The 16,163-nt window shown below is 64.2% G+C and carries 14 protein-coding genes; 10 read left to right on the forward strand and 4 right to left on the reverse strand.

The features are described from left to right. Positions 1-357: 357 nt before the first annotated feature. Positions 358-1,752, forward strand: a complete 1,395-nt coding sequence (locus tag CXQ89_RS06890; protein WP_104102953.1) for a class II 3-deoxy-7-phosphoheptulonate synthase — start codon at positions 358-360, stop codon at positions 1,750-1,752. A 136-nt stretch (positions 1,753-1,888) separates the two neighbouring features. Here the strand turns inward: CXQ89_RS06890 and CXQ89_RS06895 are convergent, their stop codons facing one another. Together CXQ89_RS06895 and CXQ89_RS06900 are read right to left on the reverse strand one after the other, a co-directional pair. After that, the gene (locus tag CXQ89_RS06895; RefSeq protein ID WP_104160753.1) at positions 1,889-4,069 is read right to left on the reverse strand and encodes a Stk1 family PASTA domain-containing Ser/Thr kinase; all 2,181 of its coding nucleotides are present in this window, start codon (positions 4,067-4,069) and stop codon (positions 1,889-1,891) included. Between the two features lie 79 nt (positions 4,070-4,148). Next, a complete protein-coding gene (locus CXQ89_RS06900) occupies positions 4,149-5,429 on the reverse strand; it encodes a LysM peptidoglycan-binding domain-containing protein (RefSeq protein ID WP_237685123.1) in 1,281 nt (426 codons plus the stop codon). Between the two features lie 275 nt (positions 5,430-5,704). Here CXQ89_RS06900 and CXQ89_RS06905 point away from each other — a divergent pair, with 275 nt between their 5' ends. Further along, a complete protein-coding gene (locus CXQ89_RS06905; protein WP_104054705.1) occupies positions 5,705-6,058 on the forward strand; it encodes an Rv2175c family DNA-binding protein in 354 nt (117 codons plus the stop codon). Between the two features lie 143 nt (positions 6,059-6,201). Here CXQ89_RS06905 and CXQ89_RS06910 read toward each other — a convergent pair whose 3' ends face one another. Both CXQ89_RS06910 and CXQ89_RS06915 read right to left on the reverse strand, forming a co-directional pair. Next, positions 6,202-7,311: a polyprenyl synthetase family protein gene (locus CXQ89_RS06910; RefSeq protein WP_104160755.1), complete on the reverse strand. Its 1,110-nt coding sequence runs from the start codon at positions 7,309-7,311 to the stop codon at positions 6,202-6,204. Positions 7,312-7,319: 8 nt separating this feature from the next. Then, complete coding sequence (locus CXQ89_RS06915; RefSeq protein ID WP_104160756.1) at positions 7,320-7,613, reverse strand: hypothetical protein; 294 nt, start codon at positions 7,611-7,613, stop codon at positions 7,320-7,322. Between the two features lie 13 nt (positions 7,614-7,626). Here CXQ89_RS06915 and CXQ89_RS06920 point away from each other — a divergent pair, with 13 nt between their 5' ends. The 8 genes from CXQ89_RS06920 to CXQ89_RS06955 all read left to right on the forward strand — a co-directional run bounded on the left by CXQ89_RS06920 (position 7,627) and on the right by CXQ89_RS06955 (position 16,158). After that, the gene (locus CXQ89_RS06920; protein WP_146067204.1) at positions 7,627-7,923 is read left to right on the forward strand and encodes a hypothetical protein; all 297 of its coding nucleotides are present in this window, start codon (positions 7,627-7,629) and stop codon (positions 7,921-7,923) included. 70 nt (positions 7,924-7,993) lie between these two features. Beyond that, positions 7,994-9,241 carry a DNA polymerase IV gene (gene dinB / locus CXQ89_RS06925; RefSeq protein WP_258059943.1) on the forward strand — a complete coding sequence of 416 codons (1,248 nt, stop codon included), beginning with the start codon at positions 7,994-7,996 and terminating at the stop codon, positions 9,239-9,241. A gap of 235 nt (positions 9,242-9,476) precedes the next feature. Next, positions 9,477-9,860, forward strand: coding sequence for a DUF3040 domain-containing protein (locus CXQ89_RS06930; RefSeq protein ID WP_104054702.1), 384 nt, complete (start codon positions 9,477-9,479; stop codon positions 9,858-9,860). A gap of 315 nt (positions 9,861-10,175) precedes the next feature. After that, the gene (gene mraZ, locus CXQ89_RS06935; protein ID WP_104054701.1) at positions 10,176-10,607 is read left to right on the forward strand and encodes a division/cell wall cluster transcriptional repressor MraZ; all 432 of its coding nucleotides are present in this window, start codon (positions 10,176-10,178) and stop codon (positions 10,605-10,607) included. A gap of 234 nt (positions 10,608-10,841) precedes the next feature. Then, the gene (rsmH, locus tag CXQ89_RS06940; RefSeq protein WP_104160758.1) at positions 10,842-11,840 is read left to right on the forward strand and encodes a 16S rRNA (cytosine(1402)-N(4))-methyltransferase RsmH; all 999 of its coding nucleotides are present in this window, start codon (positions 10,842-10,844) and stop codon (positions 11,838-11,840) included. Further along, positions 11,837-12,553 (forward strand): hypothetical protein, encoded by a 717-nt coding sequence (locus tag CXQ89_RS06945; RefSeq protein WP_104160759.1) that lies wholly within the window; start codon positions 11,837-11,839, stop codon positions 12,551-12,553. Before rsmH ends, CXQ89_RS06945 begins: the two co-directional genes overlap by 4 nt. 34 nt (positions 12,554-12,587) lie before the next feature. After that, positions 12,588-14,378, forward strand: coding sequence for a penicillin-binding protein 2 (locus CXQ89_RS06950; protein ID WP_258059945.1), 1,791 nt, complete (start codon positions 12,588-12,590; stop codon positions 14,376-14,378). A gap of 139 nt (positions 14,379-14,517) precedes the next feature. Beyond that, positions 14,518-16,158 carry a UDP-N-acetylmuramoyl-L-alanyl-D-glutamate--2,6-diaminopimelate ligase gene (locus tag CXQ89_RS06955; protein ID WP_104160760.1) on the forward strand — a complete coding sequence of 547 codons (1,641 nt, stop codon included), beginning with the start codon at positions 14,518-14,520 and terminating at the stop codon, positions 16,156-16,158. The last annotated feature ends 5 nt before the right edge of the window (positions 16,159-16,163 follow it).

The raw sequence follows: 16,163 nt of genomic DNA on the forward strand, positions 1-16,163 counted from the left end.
GCAGCCCCGCGGCACCGGCAGTCGAGCAGAAGAAGACTGCAGCCGTACCGCCGCCCACGCGGCGGTCGCTTCGGAAACCAGGCACGGTCACCACGATCGGCCGCCGGAAAACGCCGCCGGCGGACGCCGGCATCGAACCCGAGGACACTGAGCCGCACAGCGCCTGAGACCTGCCGGGGCGGAGCGCGCGCCCGGCCGCCCGGCCCGGCAGATAGCTAGCCGGCGTGCAGCGGCCCGGACGGGTCCGGCGGATGGAGTGGCCGGCGGCGGAACAATATTGCGTCGAAGCCTCGCAAGGTTACGCCCGCAGGTTGAACACTTCTGCCGGGGCGGCGTCCAGACAGTACCCTTAAAGGCGTGACCTACACTCCAGTTGACAACGCAGTAGATTCCTCCTCCGCAGCACGGCAGGGTGCGGCGGACTATCCGGGCTTGGATGACTGGCGGTCGTTGCCGATCGCACAGCAGCCTTCTTGGCGCGATCACCCGGGTTATGACGCAGCCATTGCCGAACTGTCCATGGTGCCTCCGCTGGTGTTCGCGGGCGAAGTGGACATTCTCCGTGACCGTTTGGCGGCAGCGGCCCAGGGCAAAGCCTTCCTGCTGCAGGGCGGAGACTGCGCGGAGACCTTCGACGGCGCCACCGCAGACAAGATCAGCGCCCGGGTGAAGACCATCCTGCAAATGGCGGTTGTCCTCACCTACGGAGCATCCCTTCCGGTGATTAAAATGGGACGGATGGCCGGGCAGTTTGCCAAGCCCCGCTCGTCGAACGATGAGACGAGGGCGGGACAGACCCTGCCGGCGTACCGCGGTGACATGGTGAACGGGTACGACTTCACCCCCGAATCCCGTGAGCACAACCCTGCGCGCATGGTGCGCGCTTACCATACGTCCGCTTCCACGCTCAACTTGATCCGTGCCTTTACCCAGGGCGGCTTTGCTGATCTGCGTCTGGTGCACCACTGGAACAAGGGATTCACCTCCAACCCCGCGCATTCACGCTATGAATCGCTGGCCCGCGAGATTGACCGCGCGGTTCGGTTCATGGATGCCTGCGGAGCGGATTTCGAGGCCCTGAAGCGCGTCGAGTTCTTCGCCAGCCACGAAGCGCTCCTGCTGGATTACGAGCGGGCACTGACCCGGATCGATTCCCGCACCGGCCGTCCGTACGATACTTCGGGCCACTTCCTGTGGATCGGAGAACGCACCCGCGATCTCGACTCCGCCCACGTGGATTTCCTCTCCAAGGTGCGCAACCCCATTGGCGTGAAGCTAGGCCCGAACACCAAGCCCGAGGATGCCCTTGCCCTGATCGACAAGCTTGATCCGGAACGTGAGCCGGGCCGCCTGACGTTTATCACCCGCATGGGGGCGCAGAACATCCGCGAGAAGCTTCCTCCGCTGGTGGAACGGGTCACCGCTTCCGGAGCCCAGGTCCTGTGGGTAACGGACCCGATGCACGGCAATACTGTCACGTCACCCAACGGATACAAGACCCGGAACTTCGACGACGTGATGGACGAGGTCCGCGGCTTCTTCGAGGTGCACAGTTCGCTGGGGACCTTCCCCGGCGGTCTGCATGTGGAGATGACGGGCGACGACGTGGCTGAGTGCCTGGGCGGCGCGGATCCCGTTGACCAGGAAGCTTTCCTCGAAGGCTACGAGTCTGTGTGTGACCCGCGGCTGAACCACATGCAGTCCCTGGAAATGGCGTTCCTCGTTGCCGGTGCCCTGTCCCGCAAGGATTAGCCTGTCCGGCAAGGACTAACAGCTGACGGCTCTTCCCGGCACGGGTAGTCCTTAACAGCGCAAAAAGTGCACGCCCTGCGGGGCGTGCACTTTTTGCGCTGTTACGAAGGTTCAGCTGAACGCAGCCGCCGCGGTCCTAAACCACGCGCAGCGTAATGACCGAACCCTCCGGCGCCATGGATCCGCCGCTGGGATCCTGCGACTGGACGATGCCCAGCAGCCCGCCCAGCAGTTCACTGATCTGCACCTGGAAGCCCAGGTCCTCCAATTGCGCCCGTGCGGTGTCGGGGGACTGGCGCACCACGTTCGGAACCGGCACCATCACCGGACCCTTGGACACGGTTAGCGTCACTGCGGAGCCGCGGTCCACAAGTCCCGAGGCCGGAGCCTGCACGGCGACGGACCCGTCCGGGATGTCCCGGCTGTTCACCCGATCGGGAAGCACCTCCGCAGTGAGCCCGGCATCTTCCAGGAGCTGGATGGCCTCATCCTCGGTTTTCCCGACCACTGAGGGAACTTCCACCGGAGCAGGGCCGAGGGAGACAACCACGTTGACGGCCGTGTCCCGCCGCAGCTGCGTGTCGGGAGCAGGGAACTGGCTGATGATCTTCCCGGCATCGACCGATTCACTGTGTTCTTCAGTGACTGCTCCCACCGTGAGTCCGGCGTCCGTGATGTTCTTGGTGGCCGCCTCCAAGGTGCGCTGCACCACGTTGGGTACATCGAACAGCTCCGGTCCCTTGCTGATGAGCAGGGTCACCGGCTGGTAGCGCCGGACTTCCGCCGGGGCATCCGGATCCGTTCCCACGGCAAGTCCGGCTGCAACAATTTCGTCATGGATCTCGCTGGTGGAGTATTTGAGCCCCTCACCGCTGAGCAGGGCTCCGGCGGCTTCCCGCGAAACGTTGGCTACGTCAGGGACAGCGACGACGGCGCCCGGGCCGCGGCCAAAGAACCAGCCGGTAAAGACGGCGGCAGCGATGAGCAGCACAGCCAGCACGACCAGAAGCGCGCCGCGGCGCCGGGGACGTCCGCGGCGCAGCGACACCTCGGGGCGATGCGCGTCGCGGCTGCTCTGACGCTGTGAAGCTTTGAATTCCCGGCGGGCCTGTCTCCGTTCGGCGCGGCTTCCGGCCGCGGCACGCTGCGGGGATCCGTCGTCTTCCGGTTCGTATTCGTCCGTTCCGCCGCTGCCATCCGGACCGGAGTCCCCTCGGCTGCCGGCAGGAAACACCGTGGTCTGGTTGCCGCTGCGGGAAATGACCTCAGTGGGATACGCGCCGGCGCCGCCGGATGCCTGAGCGGATGGTGAAACGATCTCGGTGGCTCCGGCGGGGGGACGCGGCAGAGCGGTGGTGGCGTCCGGGTCGGAAACCCCGGAGGCGCCGGATCCGGACGGAATTTGGCCGGTTGCACGGTCGTGGTCAGCACTGATCCGAGGATCGGGGTCCGGGCACTGGAAATCCAGCTGGGCGTCGCTCAGCGAGGTCCGGATGTGGCGCAGCTCGCCCAGCAGGGCCCTGCCGTTCACCGGCCGGTTGTCCGGGTCAGGGGCTGTGCACCACTGGACCAGCTCGTCCAGGTCAGCGGCCAGCCCCGGACAGGATTCCGACGGAGCGGGAACCGTGGAATGGACGTGCTGGAAGGCAACCTGGATGGGGACTGTGCCGGTGAAAGGCTGGACGCCGGTGAGCATTTCGTACAGCATGATGCCGGCTGAATACACATCGCTGCGTTCATCTGCGCCGGTGCCGGTGACGAGCTCGGGGGCCAGATAGGCGACCGTTCCCACCAAGGTGCCGGTGTTGGTGCTGGTGGACACCGCCCGGGCCAGGCCAAAGTCGGCTATTTTGATGCTGCCGTTGTCCGCCAGCAGGACATTCTCCGGTTTTACATCCCGGTGGATCAGCCCGGCGTCGTGGGCGGCTGCCAGTCCGTCAACCACGGCGTCGAGCAGGGCGAGGGCCAGCCGGGGGGAGAGCCGTGTCCGGGTTTCCAGCAGTTCGCGCAGGGTTTTGCCCGGCACGTACTCCATCACCAGGTAAGCAAGGTTTTCCGCAAAACCCTGGTCCAGGACGCCGACGACGTGGGGGTGGGACAGGCGTGCGGCGGACTTTGCCTCCCGCTCAAAGCGGTCCAGGAAACCCCGGTCCGCAGCCAGATGCGGGTACAGGACCTTCAACGCAACATTGCGGTCCAGCCGCAGGTCAGTGGCCAGATAGACCGTGGACATGCCGCCGCGGGCAATACGGGACAGCACCCGGTAGCGGTCATCCACTACGGTGCCGACAAGGGGATCATTCACGGATTCATGCACTCTTTGATCCTACGTGTGCGAAAGGGCAGGGGCCGGATCGACACCGATCCGGCCCCTGCCCTGCGTGGTGTCAGGCCTGTCAGCTAAAGGACTGACGGTGGGCCAGCACTGAGGCAACGTAGCCCCGTGTGTCCTCGAACATGCCGTGGGTCGTCACCGAGTACTGGCCCTGGTAGTAAGAGGCCACGGCATTCTCCAGGCTGTCGCTGGTGAGGAGCAGCGAGCGGATGATCGCCACGCCTGCGGTGGCGTTGTCATAGGGGTCAAGCAGGTTCAACTGGCGGCCCACCAGATCAGAGGCCCAGTCACCGGAGCTGGGAATGACCTGCATGGCACCGATGGCGTTGGCGGGGGAGACTGCCCGCTGGTCGAAGCCGGACTCCTGGAAGGAAAAGGCCATGGCCAGGGCGGGATCCACGCCCATCTGTACGGCAGTCTGGGCAACAATCTGCTGCATGTCCGCCTGGCTGGGAACTGCCGTGTTGTTGAGCGCGTGCTTGTTCGCATTGGCGTCCGCAACCACGTGGTCCGGGTAGGTGTAGTGCAGGAAGGTGTTGGGAACCAGATCCGCAGGAGCGGCTTCCACCGGCGCGCCGGACAGGGTTGTCACCTGACCCCCGGCGGAAAGGGCGACGACGTCGCCCGGGAACAGGACGGTGGAATCATCCATGCCGTTGGCGGCCATCAGATCTGACAGTCCCATGTTGTAGCGGGCGGCGATTCCGGTCAGGGTGTCGCCGGCCTCTACGGTATGCGCTGCGGCCGGCGCGGCTGCAGCGGCAGGGGCCGCCGAAGGAGCCGTGCCGGTGGAAAGGGAGATTTCCTGTCCGGGGCGGATGATGGAGGTCATGGTCAGGCCGTTGGCGGCCAGGACGCTGTCCAAGCTGACGCCGTGGTCCGCGGCGATGGCGCTGAGGGTGTCACCGGCTTGTACCGTGTACACCGAGGCAGCTGCGGCAGGAGCTGCAGCAGTGCCCGCTCCCGGGAGCCGCAGTTCTTCGCCGGCGAAGATCAGCGAGCTGCTTTGGAGGTTATTAACCCGCAGCACTTCATCCAGGGACAGGCCGTAACGGGCCGCAATGGAGCTTACGGTGTCTCCGGCTTCGATGCGGTGGGTAGCCGGGACACTGGACTCCGCCGGAATGGTGAAGGGAATCTGAGTGGCGAGCTGCGACGGGGCCACAACACCGGCAGTGGTGACGGCGGTCATGTTCTTGATGGCCTGGAGCGGCAGCTGCGGGAAGAGCGCGGCATCCGGAGCGGCGGGGACTGCCTGTGCCGGTTCAGCAAGGGCGAGCGCCGACATCATGACCGCGGGAATGGCAGCGGTGGTCACGGCGACACTCAGTTTGCGGGGCATTCCCCTGGAAGCGGATCGGGGGGAATTGCTTCCCTGAATCGACTGTGCAGTCATAAAGGGTTGTTTCCTCATCTGTAAACGGCGCGGCCTCTACCGCAACTCGGGAAAAGCACTGCGTGCAGTGGTGCGAGTGTGACAGAAGTTATTTCTGTGACCTAAGCGAATTTACACTACGCAGGCTCAGAGCAGTACCTGAGTACCGGCTGGGCACCGATTTCGGTTCCACAACGTGTTCCAACTGGCCCGCGGACGGGTTCCCGTGGGAACCTAGGGGAGTGACTGAACTCGAGGAACTGGTTTCCGACTGGCTGACCCTGCCCGATGTGGCTGAAAAACTGAACGTATCCATTACCAAGGTGCACAGCATGCTCGAAGAGCGTGCGCTGGTGGCCGTACGGCTTGGCGACCGCAAAATCCGCAGCATCCCCGCCGCGTTCATTGACGACGGCGCTGTCCTGGACAGCCTGAAGGGGACCATCTCCGTGCTGATCGACGCCGGCTACAACGACGTCGAAATGGTCCGCTGGCTCTTTACGGCGGATGACTCGTTGCCGGGGCGCCCGGTTGACGCACTGCGCGAGGGCCGGAAGACGGAAATCCGCCGCCGCGCCCAGGCCCTGGGCTGGTAATTCGGACGCTGAGCAATATCAGACGCTGAACGACAAACAGCGGCTCCCGTTTTCACACGGGAGCCGCTGTTTGCTTAAGTCCCTGTTCCTGATGAACCGGTCTGATCCGGCGCCCTGACCGGGAGGCCGGAGTTCTTCGAAGGTCAGGCGGTCCGGGTCACCGCTGCATGTGCCAATGAGCGCAGGGCCGCCCGGGTGACATCATCGACGGGCATCTGATCGAGTGCGTCGAAGGCAGCGTGGGTGTGGCCCTCAATAAGGGTCTCCGTGGCGGCCAGCGCCCCGGAGTCCTCCATGAGGGTGCGCAGTCGGGCCACGCCGTCGTCATCCAGATCTTCCCTGCCCAAGCCGGACGCAACGGCTTCCTGCGCTGAAGGCCCGCCCAAAGCCAAGGTGTAGGCGACCAGGACAGTGCGCTTGCCCTCCCGCAGGTCATCGCCGGCGGGCTTGCCCGTTTGTGCCGGGTCACCAAAGACGCCGAGGACGTCGTCGCGCAGCTGGAACGCTTCCCCCAGCGGCAGCGCGAACCGCGAGTACCAATCCAGCAATTCGGTTGTTGCCCCCGCCAGGGCGCCGCCCAGGGTCAGAGGATGTTCGGTGGTGTATTTGGCGGATTTGTAGCGCAGGATGTTCCTGGCCCGGACGACGGCGCGCTCGGGCTCGTGCGTGGGCCCGACAACTTCCTCGAGGATATCCAGGTACTGGCCGGCCATGACCTCCGTGCGCATCCGGTTGAAAATGCGCCGTGCAGGTGTCCCGTGCGCTGCCTGGGCCCCCACTGCGGCGAACATTTCCTCGCTCAGCGACAAACACAGGTCGCCGGCCAGAATGGCGGCGGAGGAGCCAAAATGCGTTCCGTCCAGATGCCAGGATGCATCGCTGTGGGCCGTGCTGAACCGGCGGTGGACGCTGGGACCGCCCCGCCGGGTGTCGGAACGGTCGATGATGTCATCGTGAATCAGGGCAGCACTCTGGAACAGTTCCAATGCGACGCCGGAGCGAACCGCCGGCAATCCGAGTTCGGCTCCGCCGGCACCGCGCCAGCCCCAATAGTTCAGCAATGCCCGCAGGCGCTTGCCACCCTGGGCCAGCGCCGAGACGGCGTCCAGCAGGGGAAGGGATTCCATGGACACTTCCTGGAGCACTGCCTGCTGTTCGGAAAGGAAAGCGTCCAGTTCCGCACCGAGGTGTTCACGGTACGAGGCCTGTTCCCGGGCTGCGTCACCTTTGGGTGAGGGAATATCTGTTGGCATGGCCGGGCCTACTTGGCTGACTCGGGGAGTGTGTTAATGCTGGCGGTGTAGAAGAAGCTGCCGTCGCGGGATACCACCGTCACGTTGGCTGTGTCATCACCGCCGGAACGGACAAACTGCTGCACGGTAGCCGGGTCCTGTACTTCCGGATCGGAGGGCGTGAAGCCCTGCGCGGAGAACGTCTTGGCGTAGAAGGCCAGGATCTCCTTGGTGGAGGAATCCGTGCTGCCGCTCAGCGAAGCGGTGAAGAGGGTGCTGGTCTCCTCGAAGCTGGTGGTCAGCGCCGTGGATCCCGGGAGCAAGGGAATCAGATCCGTGGGAAAGCCTTCTGCAATAGCCCCGGAGGTGGAGGTTGCTGACGGGGTGGCCGTACTGCCGGCTGACGCCGAGGCCCCGGCAGACGTTGACGGACTGGCCGAGGTTGACGGACTGGCTGAGGATGACGGGCCGCTTGTCGAGGGGGAGGGCGCCGCGGTTGAAGAGGCCGAAGCGGAAGCAGTGCCGGTTCCGGCATCTGTTGTGTCTGAATCCGAGGTGCAGCCTGCAGCCGTCAGGAGCAGGGCGGCGGCGGTAAGGGCAATCGGGAGCTTTTTCATGGGTATCCGCATCTGATGGGAGGTCAGGATCTGGTCCCCAGTCTAGGCGAAGCACAAACGTCGGACCCGTTGTCTACCATGAAGGAGTGAGCAACGGCCCCAGCGAAAACCGCGACTGCACCATCATGCACGTGGACATGGATGCCTTCTACGTGTCGGTGGAACTGCTCAAGCGCCCCGAACTGGCCGGCCGTCCCATCATCGTGGGCGGACTGGGCGGCCGCTCTGTTGTGCTGTCCGCTTCCTATGAAGCGCGCCGCTACGGCGTGCACTCGGCCATGCCTATGTCCCAGGCCTTCCGGCTGTGTCCGCAGGCAGTCATCCTGGAGCCTCACCATGAGGATTACCGTGATGTATCGGGCCGCCTCATGGCCATCTTCGAATCCATCACGCCGCTGGTGGAACCGCTCAGCGTTGACGAGGCCTTTTTGGATATCGCCGGTGCCATGCGTCTGCTCGGTCCACCGCGGGCTATCGGAGAGCTGATCCGGAAGCGGGTGGCTTCGGAGCTCGGCATCACGGCCAGTGTTGGAATTGCTTCTACAAAGTTCGTGGCGAAGATTGCCTCCACCCGCTCCAAGCCGGACGGGCTGCTGCTGATTCCCCGGGATGAAACAGTGGCCTATCTCCACACCCTGAACGTCTCGGCTTTGTGGGGTGTCGGGGCAAAAACACGGGAATCGCTGGCACGGGTGGGTATTTCCACCGTGGAGGATGTGGCCCGCACACCTGTCAGTGTTCTTAAGCGCCTGCTCGGAGCCACCGGAGAGCATGTGTACGAGCTGGCCTGGGGGAGAGATCCCCGTACGGTCACTCCGGTGCGCCGGGAGAAGAGCATTGGAGCGGAAGAGACTTTCGCGCGGGACGTGTCCGACGATGAGACGCTGCATACGGAACTGCTGCGCCTGGCACACAAGACGGCAGTACGGTTGCGGGCGGCCGGGCTGCAGTGCCGCGCAGTGTCCCTCAAACTGCGCTATGCGGATTTTTCCACGCTGACCAGGACCCGGACCCTCCGGGAACCGGTGGACAGTGCTCAGTTAATCTATGAAGAGTCGCGGGCACTGCTGGCCGCTTTGGGTCCGCGCCGAATGAGCGTGCGCCTGATAGGCCTGAGGACCGAACGGCTGGAGCCGGCTGAAGGCGCGGCGGTTCAGCTGACACTGGACGGCCGCGACGACAACTGGCGGTCCGCAGAAGACGCGCTGGACAAAATTAATGCCCGGTTCGGCGAACTTGGCGTCATGCCTGCCCGGCTTTTGGATCCCGCGCGCCGGGGACGTTCCGGCCGGACTTCGGGCCGGACGGGCCCGCCGCCGGAGGAAAGCAGCTAAGCCCTAGGCGGAATGGATCACGGCAGCGTCCCCACCGCTTTCCCCGGACCACATTGCCACCTATCCTAGAACGTAAGCACAACACGCGTTCTGCCCGGATTGTCGGTCCAGGTGAACTGCCCGGCCTAACCGGGGGATCACCTAAGGTCTCCGGGACGGCCGGCGGCGGGAACCGCCCCGGCACGGGGATCGTTGGTTGCTTGACATGGGTATTTCGGACCGCAAGGAGGCAGTAATGGCACTCTCGGAACACGAGCAGCGCTTGCTGGACCAGTTGGAGCAGCAATTACACGCCGAGGACCCCAAATTTGCCAATTCCATGGCAACCCCGGCAACCACGGGCATTTCAACCAGGCGGATTGTGCTTGGCGCGCTGGTTGCCATTGCGGGGATCGGACTGCTGCTCGGAGGCGTCGCCTCTGATACGCCGTTCAGCCTCGTTTTGGGCATACTGGGCTTCCTGGTCATGGGTGCGGGAGTTTACTACGCGACGACGCGCGGCAAGCGGGCCTCGCAGCCAAACTCGCCGGCACGTAAGAAGGAGCGCGAGACGAGTGCGCCGAAGAACTTTATGAGCAATCTGGAAAACAAATGGGATGAGCGCAAGCGAGACCAGTAACCGGCGGGACGGGAGAGTCTGCTCCACTTCGCTCCCCGGGCCGCACGGCTCCAGAAAAGACCCGCCCAGGCGGGTCTTTTTTTGTGGCTAAAAGGATGAAAGAACCCCGTCCCGGGACGCCCTTGGGCGTCCTGATCCTCCACCGAGCCTGATCCGCGTCATTCTGCGGAAGAAAAGGTCCGACGCGCCGCAAACCACGTGGCTTGAACGTTGACTGTGGAGTGAAGTGGAGTAAAGTGGAGGCCATAAGAGCGTAGGGGCAGCAAGGCAGGTATAGCAGGAGGAACTTCTCCCAATTTGGACAGGTGGTGACTGATGTTCCTCGGGACACATTCACCTCGCCTGGACGAGAAAGGGCGGCTCATTCTGCCGGCAAAATTCCGCGAGGAACTGGCCGGCGGACTGGTCCTTACCAGGGGGCAGGAACGCTGCATCTACGTTTTTAGCCAGAAAGAGTTTGAACGGGTGCATGAGCAGATGAGGGAAGCTCCGCTTTCCTCACGCCAGGCACGTGACTACATTCGGGTCTTCCTCTCGGGAGCCTCAGATGAAGTCCCGGACAAGCAGGGCCGGATTACCATTCCGCCGGCGCTGCGGGCCTACGCCGGACTCGGCCGCGAATTGGCCGTGATCGGAGCAGGGACCAGGGCGGAAATCTGGGACGCCACAGCGTGGCAGACCTATCTGGAAGAGCAGGAAACGGCGTTCTCGGAAACCGACGAGGACACCATCCCCGGAATCTTCTAGACCGCTTGCGCGGTCAATGGCACTACCCGGCAGACACAGATCCAGCAAACCTAACCAAGTCAACCAACCACCACGCAGGGACCGGATGCAGCGGTTTCTTGCATGAGATCTCCAGCCGCCCCGCAAGGCCGGCACCTGACTTCACTTCCCCGGAGCCAGGCGCCGCAGCGTGAGGCGCGGATGGGGGTCTGATTCAAGAACTACGCCGCCGTCCCGGACGCGGAAGGACAGCAGATGAGCGAAGAACGCCCTACCGAGGAACGGCATGTTCCGGTGCTGCGTGACCGCTGCATTAATTTGCTGGCGCCTGCCATCGAAAAAGCCGTGGCGGACCACGGCAGCGCCGTGGTGGTGGACGCAACCCTGGGTATGGGCGGACACACCGAAGCCATGCTGGCACGCTTCCCGCAGCTGCATGTGATCGGCATTGACCGGGACCAGCAGGCACTGGCGCTGGCCGGAGCGCGCCTGGCGCCCTTCGAAGACCGCATCGATCTGGTGCACGCCGTGTACGACGAAATCGCCGACGTCGTCCGCGATTTGGGTTTTACCGGAATCGACGGAGCGCTCTTCGACCTCGGAGTGTCCTCACTTCAGCTCGATGAACGGGACAGGGGATTCGCCTACTCCTACGACGCACCGCTGGACATGCGGATGGACACCAGCCGCGGGCGCACCGCGGCTGACATCGTTAACAGCTACAGCGAAGCGGATCTGGTTTCCATCATCCGCAAGTGGGGTGAGGAAAAATTCGCCGGCCGCATTGCCTCGGCGATCGTTTCCACGCGCGCCGGCAAGCCCTTCACCACCACGGGGGAATTGGTCGATGCCATCCGTACCGTGGTGCCTGCCGGTGCGGCACGCACCGGGGGACATCCCGCAAAGCGGACCTTCCAGGCGCTGCGGATCGAGGTCAACGAAGAGTTGGACGTCCTGGAACGTGCCATTCCCGCTTCGCTCTCGGTCCTGAACCTCGGGGGCCGGGTGGTGGTCATGTCCTACCACTCGCTGGAAGACAAGATCGTGAAGGGTGTCTTCGCGGCCGGTGCCCGGTCCTCCGCACCCAAGGGATTCCCGGTGGAACTGGAACAGCACAAGGCGCAGCTGTTGCGGCTGACCAAGGGGACTGAAGTTCCCACCGACGAAGAAATTGCCGAAAATCCCCGTGCTGCCTCCGCGAAGCTGCGGGCCGTGGAACGGATTCGCATCGCTACCGACGGGGCAGATTCATGACGCAGGTACAGACCCGGCCCCATGCAGAGAGCGCCGCACACCGCCGGACCACGCACGGCAACACCGCCAGGGCTCTGGACTGGAGCCCGGCACCGGCTCGGCCGGCACCCGCCGCCCCCGCCCCGCGCCGAAGGACTCCGCTGTCAGTGGTGCCCGCAGTGCGGCGCCGCCGCCGGGCCCCCGTTGTCATTTTCTGTTTCATTGCGCTCATCCTTGGATTGGGAGCAGTCCTGCTGCTGAACATCTCGGTTTCCAGCGGCCAGTACCAACTGGTCCAGCTGCAGAACGAGCGCACGGAACTTGCCCAGCGCAACGAGGCATTGACCCAGCAGCTGGAGAACCATCAGGCTCCCCAGGTACTGGCAGCCGAAGCCGCTGAACTGGGGATGGTGACTTCGTCCACGTTTGGAAGCATTGATTTGCAGACGCTGGCTGTGACAGGGGATCCCGTCCCGGCGGAGGAAGTCGAAGCACTGCCGGCCCTCATTCCCGCCCCCAATGTGCTGACGCAGCCGGTTGCCCCGGCCGTGACGACCGCGGAGGAAGAGGCGGCACCAGTGGCCGAGTCGGCAAGGGCGGCCGAAGAACGGGAAATGGCTGGAGCAGAATCGACGGCCGCCGGTGAAGCTGAAGCGGAACCGGCGCCCGCATTACAGGAAGCGGATCTGAACGGCGGAACCATTCCGGTTCCGGTCCAGAGAAGCGGACAATAGGTTTAGATTTACTAGGCAGTGACGAGGATACGTTGTGGCAAAAGTGCAGGACCCCGCGAAGGGGAACCACAGAGTAGCCGTCGTTACAGGCAGGCTCAGGACCGGGTTGATCCTGGCCCTGGTTCTGCTGACAGTGCTCAGCGTGCGCCTGTTCCAGGTGCAGGCCGTCGATCCTGAGGGGATGGCCGAAACTGCAGTCGCCGAGCGGCTGCAGACCAGAGCGGTGCCGGCACTGCGCGGCAGCATCCTCGATTCCGAGGGCAACTATCTCGCCCGCAGCGTGGAGCGTTTCGACATCGTGGTGGATCAAACCCTCTCCCACCCCTATGCGGAGGATCAGGAGTACGCGCGAAGCACTTCCGAGGGACAGGAAGTTGTTTCCTTTGACCAGGCCTTCGAGGAGCTTTCGGCGATTCTGGGGCAGGACGCCGAAACCCTGCGGAGCTCGGTACTCGGGGATGCCAGCTTTAATTTCGTCGCCAAGACCGTGACTCCGGAAATCAAGGACAAGGTCCTGGCCGTCAAGTTTCCCGGTATATACGCAGACCGCACCACGCTGCGCACCTATCCATCCGGTTCGGTGGCCGGATCAATTGTTGGATTCCTGGGAACCGACGGCCCGCAGGAGGGCATGGAGCTGACCCAGGATGACGTCCTCGCGGGTGAGGCAGGCAGCAGGACGTACGAAATTGGCGGCGACGGTATCCGCATTCCGTATGCCACCAACGAGGACGTCCCCGTGCGGGACGGAGATTCCGTCAAACTCAGCATTGACCAGGACCTGCAGTGGTTTGCCCAGCAAACCATTGCGAGCCAGGTCCAGGAGTACAACGCGGATTGGGGAAACGTGGTGGTGGTGGAGGCCAAGACCGGCCGCATCATCACGATGGCAGAGTCCACCACAGTTGATCCAAACGATCCGGGCCAGACGCCGGCGGAGTCCCGGCAACCGCTGTCCGTGACCGTCCCCTTCGAACCCGGCTCCACCACCAAGGTCATCACCATGGCGGCGGCACTGGAACAGGGAATCATTGATCCGCTGTCCCAGTTCGAGATTCCGTCCACGTATACGGTCGACGGGCAGACGTTCAAGGACGCCTTTGACCACGGCACCGTGCACATGACGGCGGCGGGCATCCTGACCAAGTCCATGAACACGGGCACGGTCATGATCGGGCAGCAGCTCACTCCCCAGGAACGCTATGACTGGCTGAAAAAGTTCGGCATCGGCGAACCCCTGAAAGTGGGCCTCAACGGTGAAACGGTGGGACTGCTGGCTAAACCGGAGGAATGGGACGGCAGGCAGCAATACACTGTGCTCTTCGGCCAGGGCCTGGCACAGACCGCTCTGCACACGGCGATGGTCTACCAAACGATCGCGAACGACGGCGTCCGGCTGGCACCGAGCCTGATCGACAGCTACATCGGAGCCGACGGTACGGAAACTGCCGCCGAAAAGGCAGAGTCCACCCGGGTGGTTTCGGAAGAGACCGCCCGTGAAGTCCAACACATGCTGGAGACCGTCACAGCCGAAGGTTCGGGCAAGGGAGGCGCCCTGGACCAGTACCGGGTGGGGTCCAAGACCGGTACTGCCGAGGCACCGGGAGCCAACGGTGGATACGACGGCTATACACTCTCCTATGCTGGTATTGCACCCATGGATGATCCGCAGTACGTCGTGGTGGTGACGCTGCAGCGGCCCGAAGGTTCCCTGCAGGTCCTGGACCCCGGCAAGACCTTCAAGAAGGTCATGCAGCAGGTCCTCACCACCCGAAATGTGGCGCCGTCCTCGTCGGAACCGGAGTTGTACCCCGTGGAGTACTGAAACCGGCTGCGCGTCGCCGGGCAAGCACCCAGACGGCCGTCCGTATCGGACTGATCTTTTTCGAGTACCACGTCAATTTTTCTGGAGCAGTGCAGTGCCTACAAATGATCAAAGCAATCCGCAGCAGCAGGGGAGCGGAATGCGGCCGTCAGCAGTTCAGCCGGTGTCCCTGCGGGCAGCAGCGGACTCGCTCGCAGCGGCCGGCCTGCCCGGCGTTGAGCCCGCACGCGCGGCAGATGGGGAAGCGGACATCATGCTCACCGGGCTCACGATCAACTCCCGTGAGGTCCGGGCCGGCGACCTGTACGTGGCGCTGCCCGGTGCCCGCCACCACGGCGCCCGCTTCGCTGCCTCGGCGGCCGAAGCCGGAGCGGCGGCGGTGCTAACCGATGAAGAGGGAGCGCGCCAGCTGACGGAGCTGCCGGTACCTGTTTACGTGACCTCCGACCCGCGCCGGCTGGTTGGTCCGCTGGCCGGGGTAGTGTTCGGCAGCAGTCCGCAGGGCGGCAGTGGTCTCACGCTGTTCGGAGTCACGGGAACCAACGGCAAAACCACCACCACCTACTTCATCAATTCGCTGCTCAGCGCCCTCGGCAAGAGAACCGGGCTCATCGGAACCATCGAAATCCTTGCCGGCGGAGAACCCATCGCGAGCACCCTCACCACACCGGAATCGCCCCAGGTGCACGGACTGCTCGCCCTGATGCGCGAAAAGGGCTTGGACGCAGCCGCCATGGAAGTTTCCTCGCATGCCATTTCGTACCGGCGCGTTGACGGCGTCGTTTTTGATGTAGCCGGATTCACCAACCTCACCCAGGACCACCTGGACCTGCACGGATCCATGGAAGAGTACTTTGCGGCCAAAGCCGCCCTGTTCTCACCGGAACGGGCTCAGCGGGCCGTCATCTGTGTGGACGATGAATGGGGCGAGCGGATGGCCGCGGCGGCTCCGGTGCCGGTCTGGACGCTTGCCACGCGCGACGGCGGCGCCGAAGCTCACTGGCGGGTCACCGACGTCGTCCGCGACGGGCTGGGCCACCGCTTTGTGCTGCGCGGCCCCGACGGAGCCGTTCTTCGGGCGGGTACCGGACTTCCCGGGACCTTCAACGTCTCCAACGCCGCACTTGCCGCCGTCATGGTCCTGGCCTCGGGCGTGGAGATCGAGCAGCTCCAGAACGCGCTGGACCGCAGCGATCCGTTCACTGTCGAAGTTCCGGGCAGGATGCAGCTGGTGGGAGAAGCGCCGGCCGCAATTGTCGACTTTGCCCATAATCCCGATGCCCTGGCCCGCACCCTGGAATCCGTCCGCCGGGAATCCCAGGGCACGGGCGGATCTGCGCCTACCGGCTCCGAAAGCGGGGAAACCCCGCCGCGCGTCATCATTGTCTTTGGCGCAACCGGACAGCGCGACCAGTCAAAGCGGCCGCTGATGGGAGATATTGCCGCACGGCTCGCTGACGTGGTGATCGTCACTGACGATGACCCCCACGACGAGGATGAAGCCGCTATCCGCGCCGATGTCCTGGCCGGTGCACGCGCCGCCCGGGAGCGCGGCGCACTGGCGTGTGAAATCCTCGAGGTGGCGCCGCGTGCTGCGGCCATAGACCGCGCCGTGGCGCTTGCCCGCCCGCAGGACACGGTGCTGGTCGCCGGCCGGGGACATGAAGTATTCCAAGAAGTAAAAGGAGTGAATTTGGCCCTCGACGACCGCGTTGAACTACGGCAGGCTTTGACACGGTACGGATTCCCTGTGCTGTCCGGCGACGGGGTAGAGTCCTAAAACGT

Origin of the sequence: Arthrobacter sp. ZGTC212 (genome assembly GCF_002929255.1) — a bacterium.
Taxonomy (GTDB): Bacteria; Actinomycetota; Actinomycetes; order Actinomycetales; family Micrococcaceae; genus Arthrobacter_B; species Arthrobacter_B sunyaminii.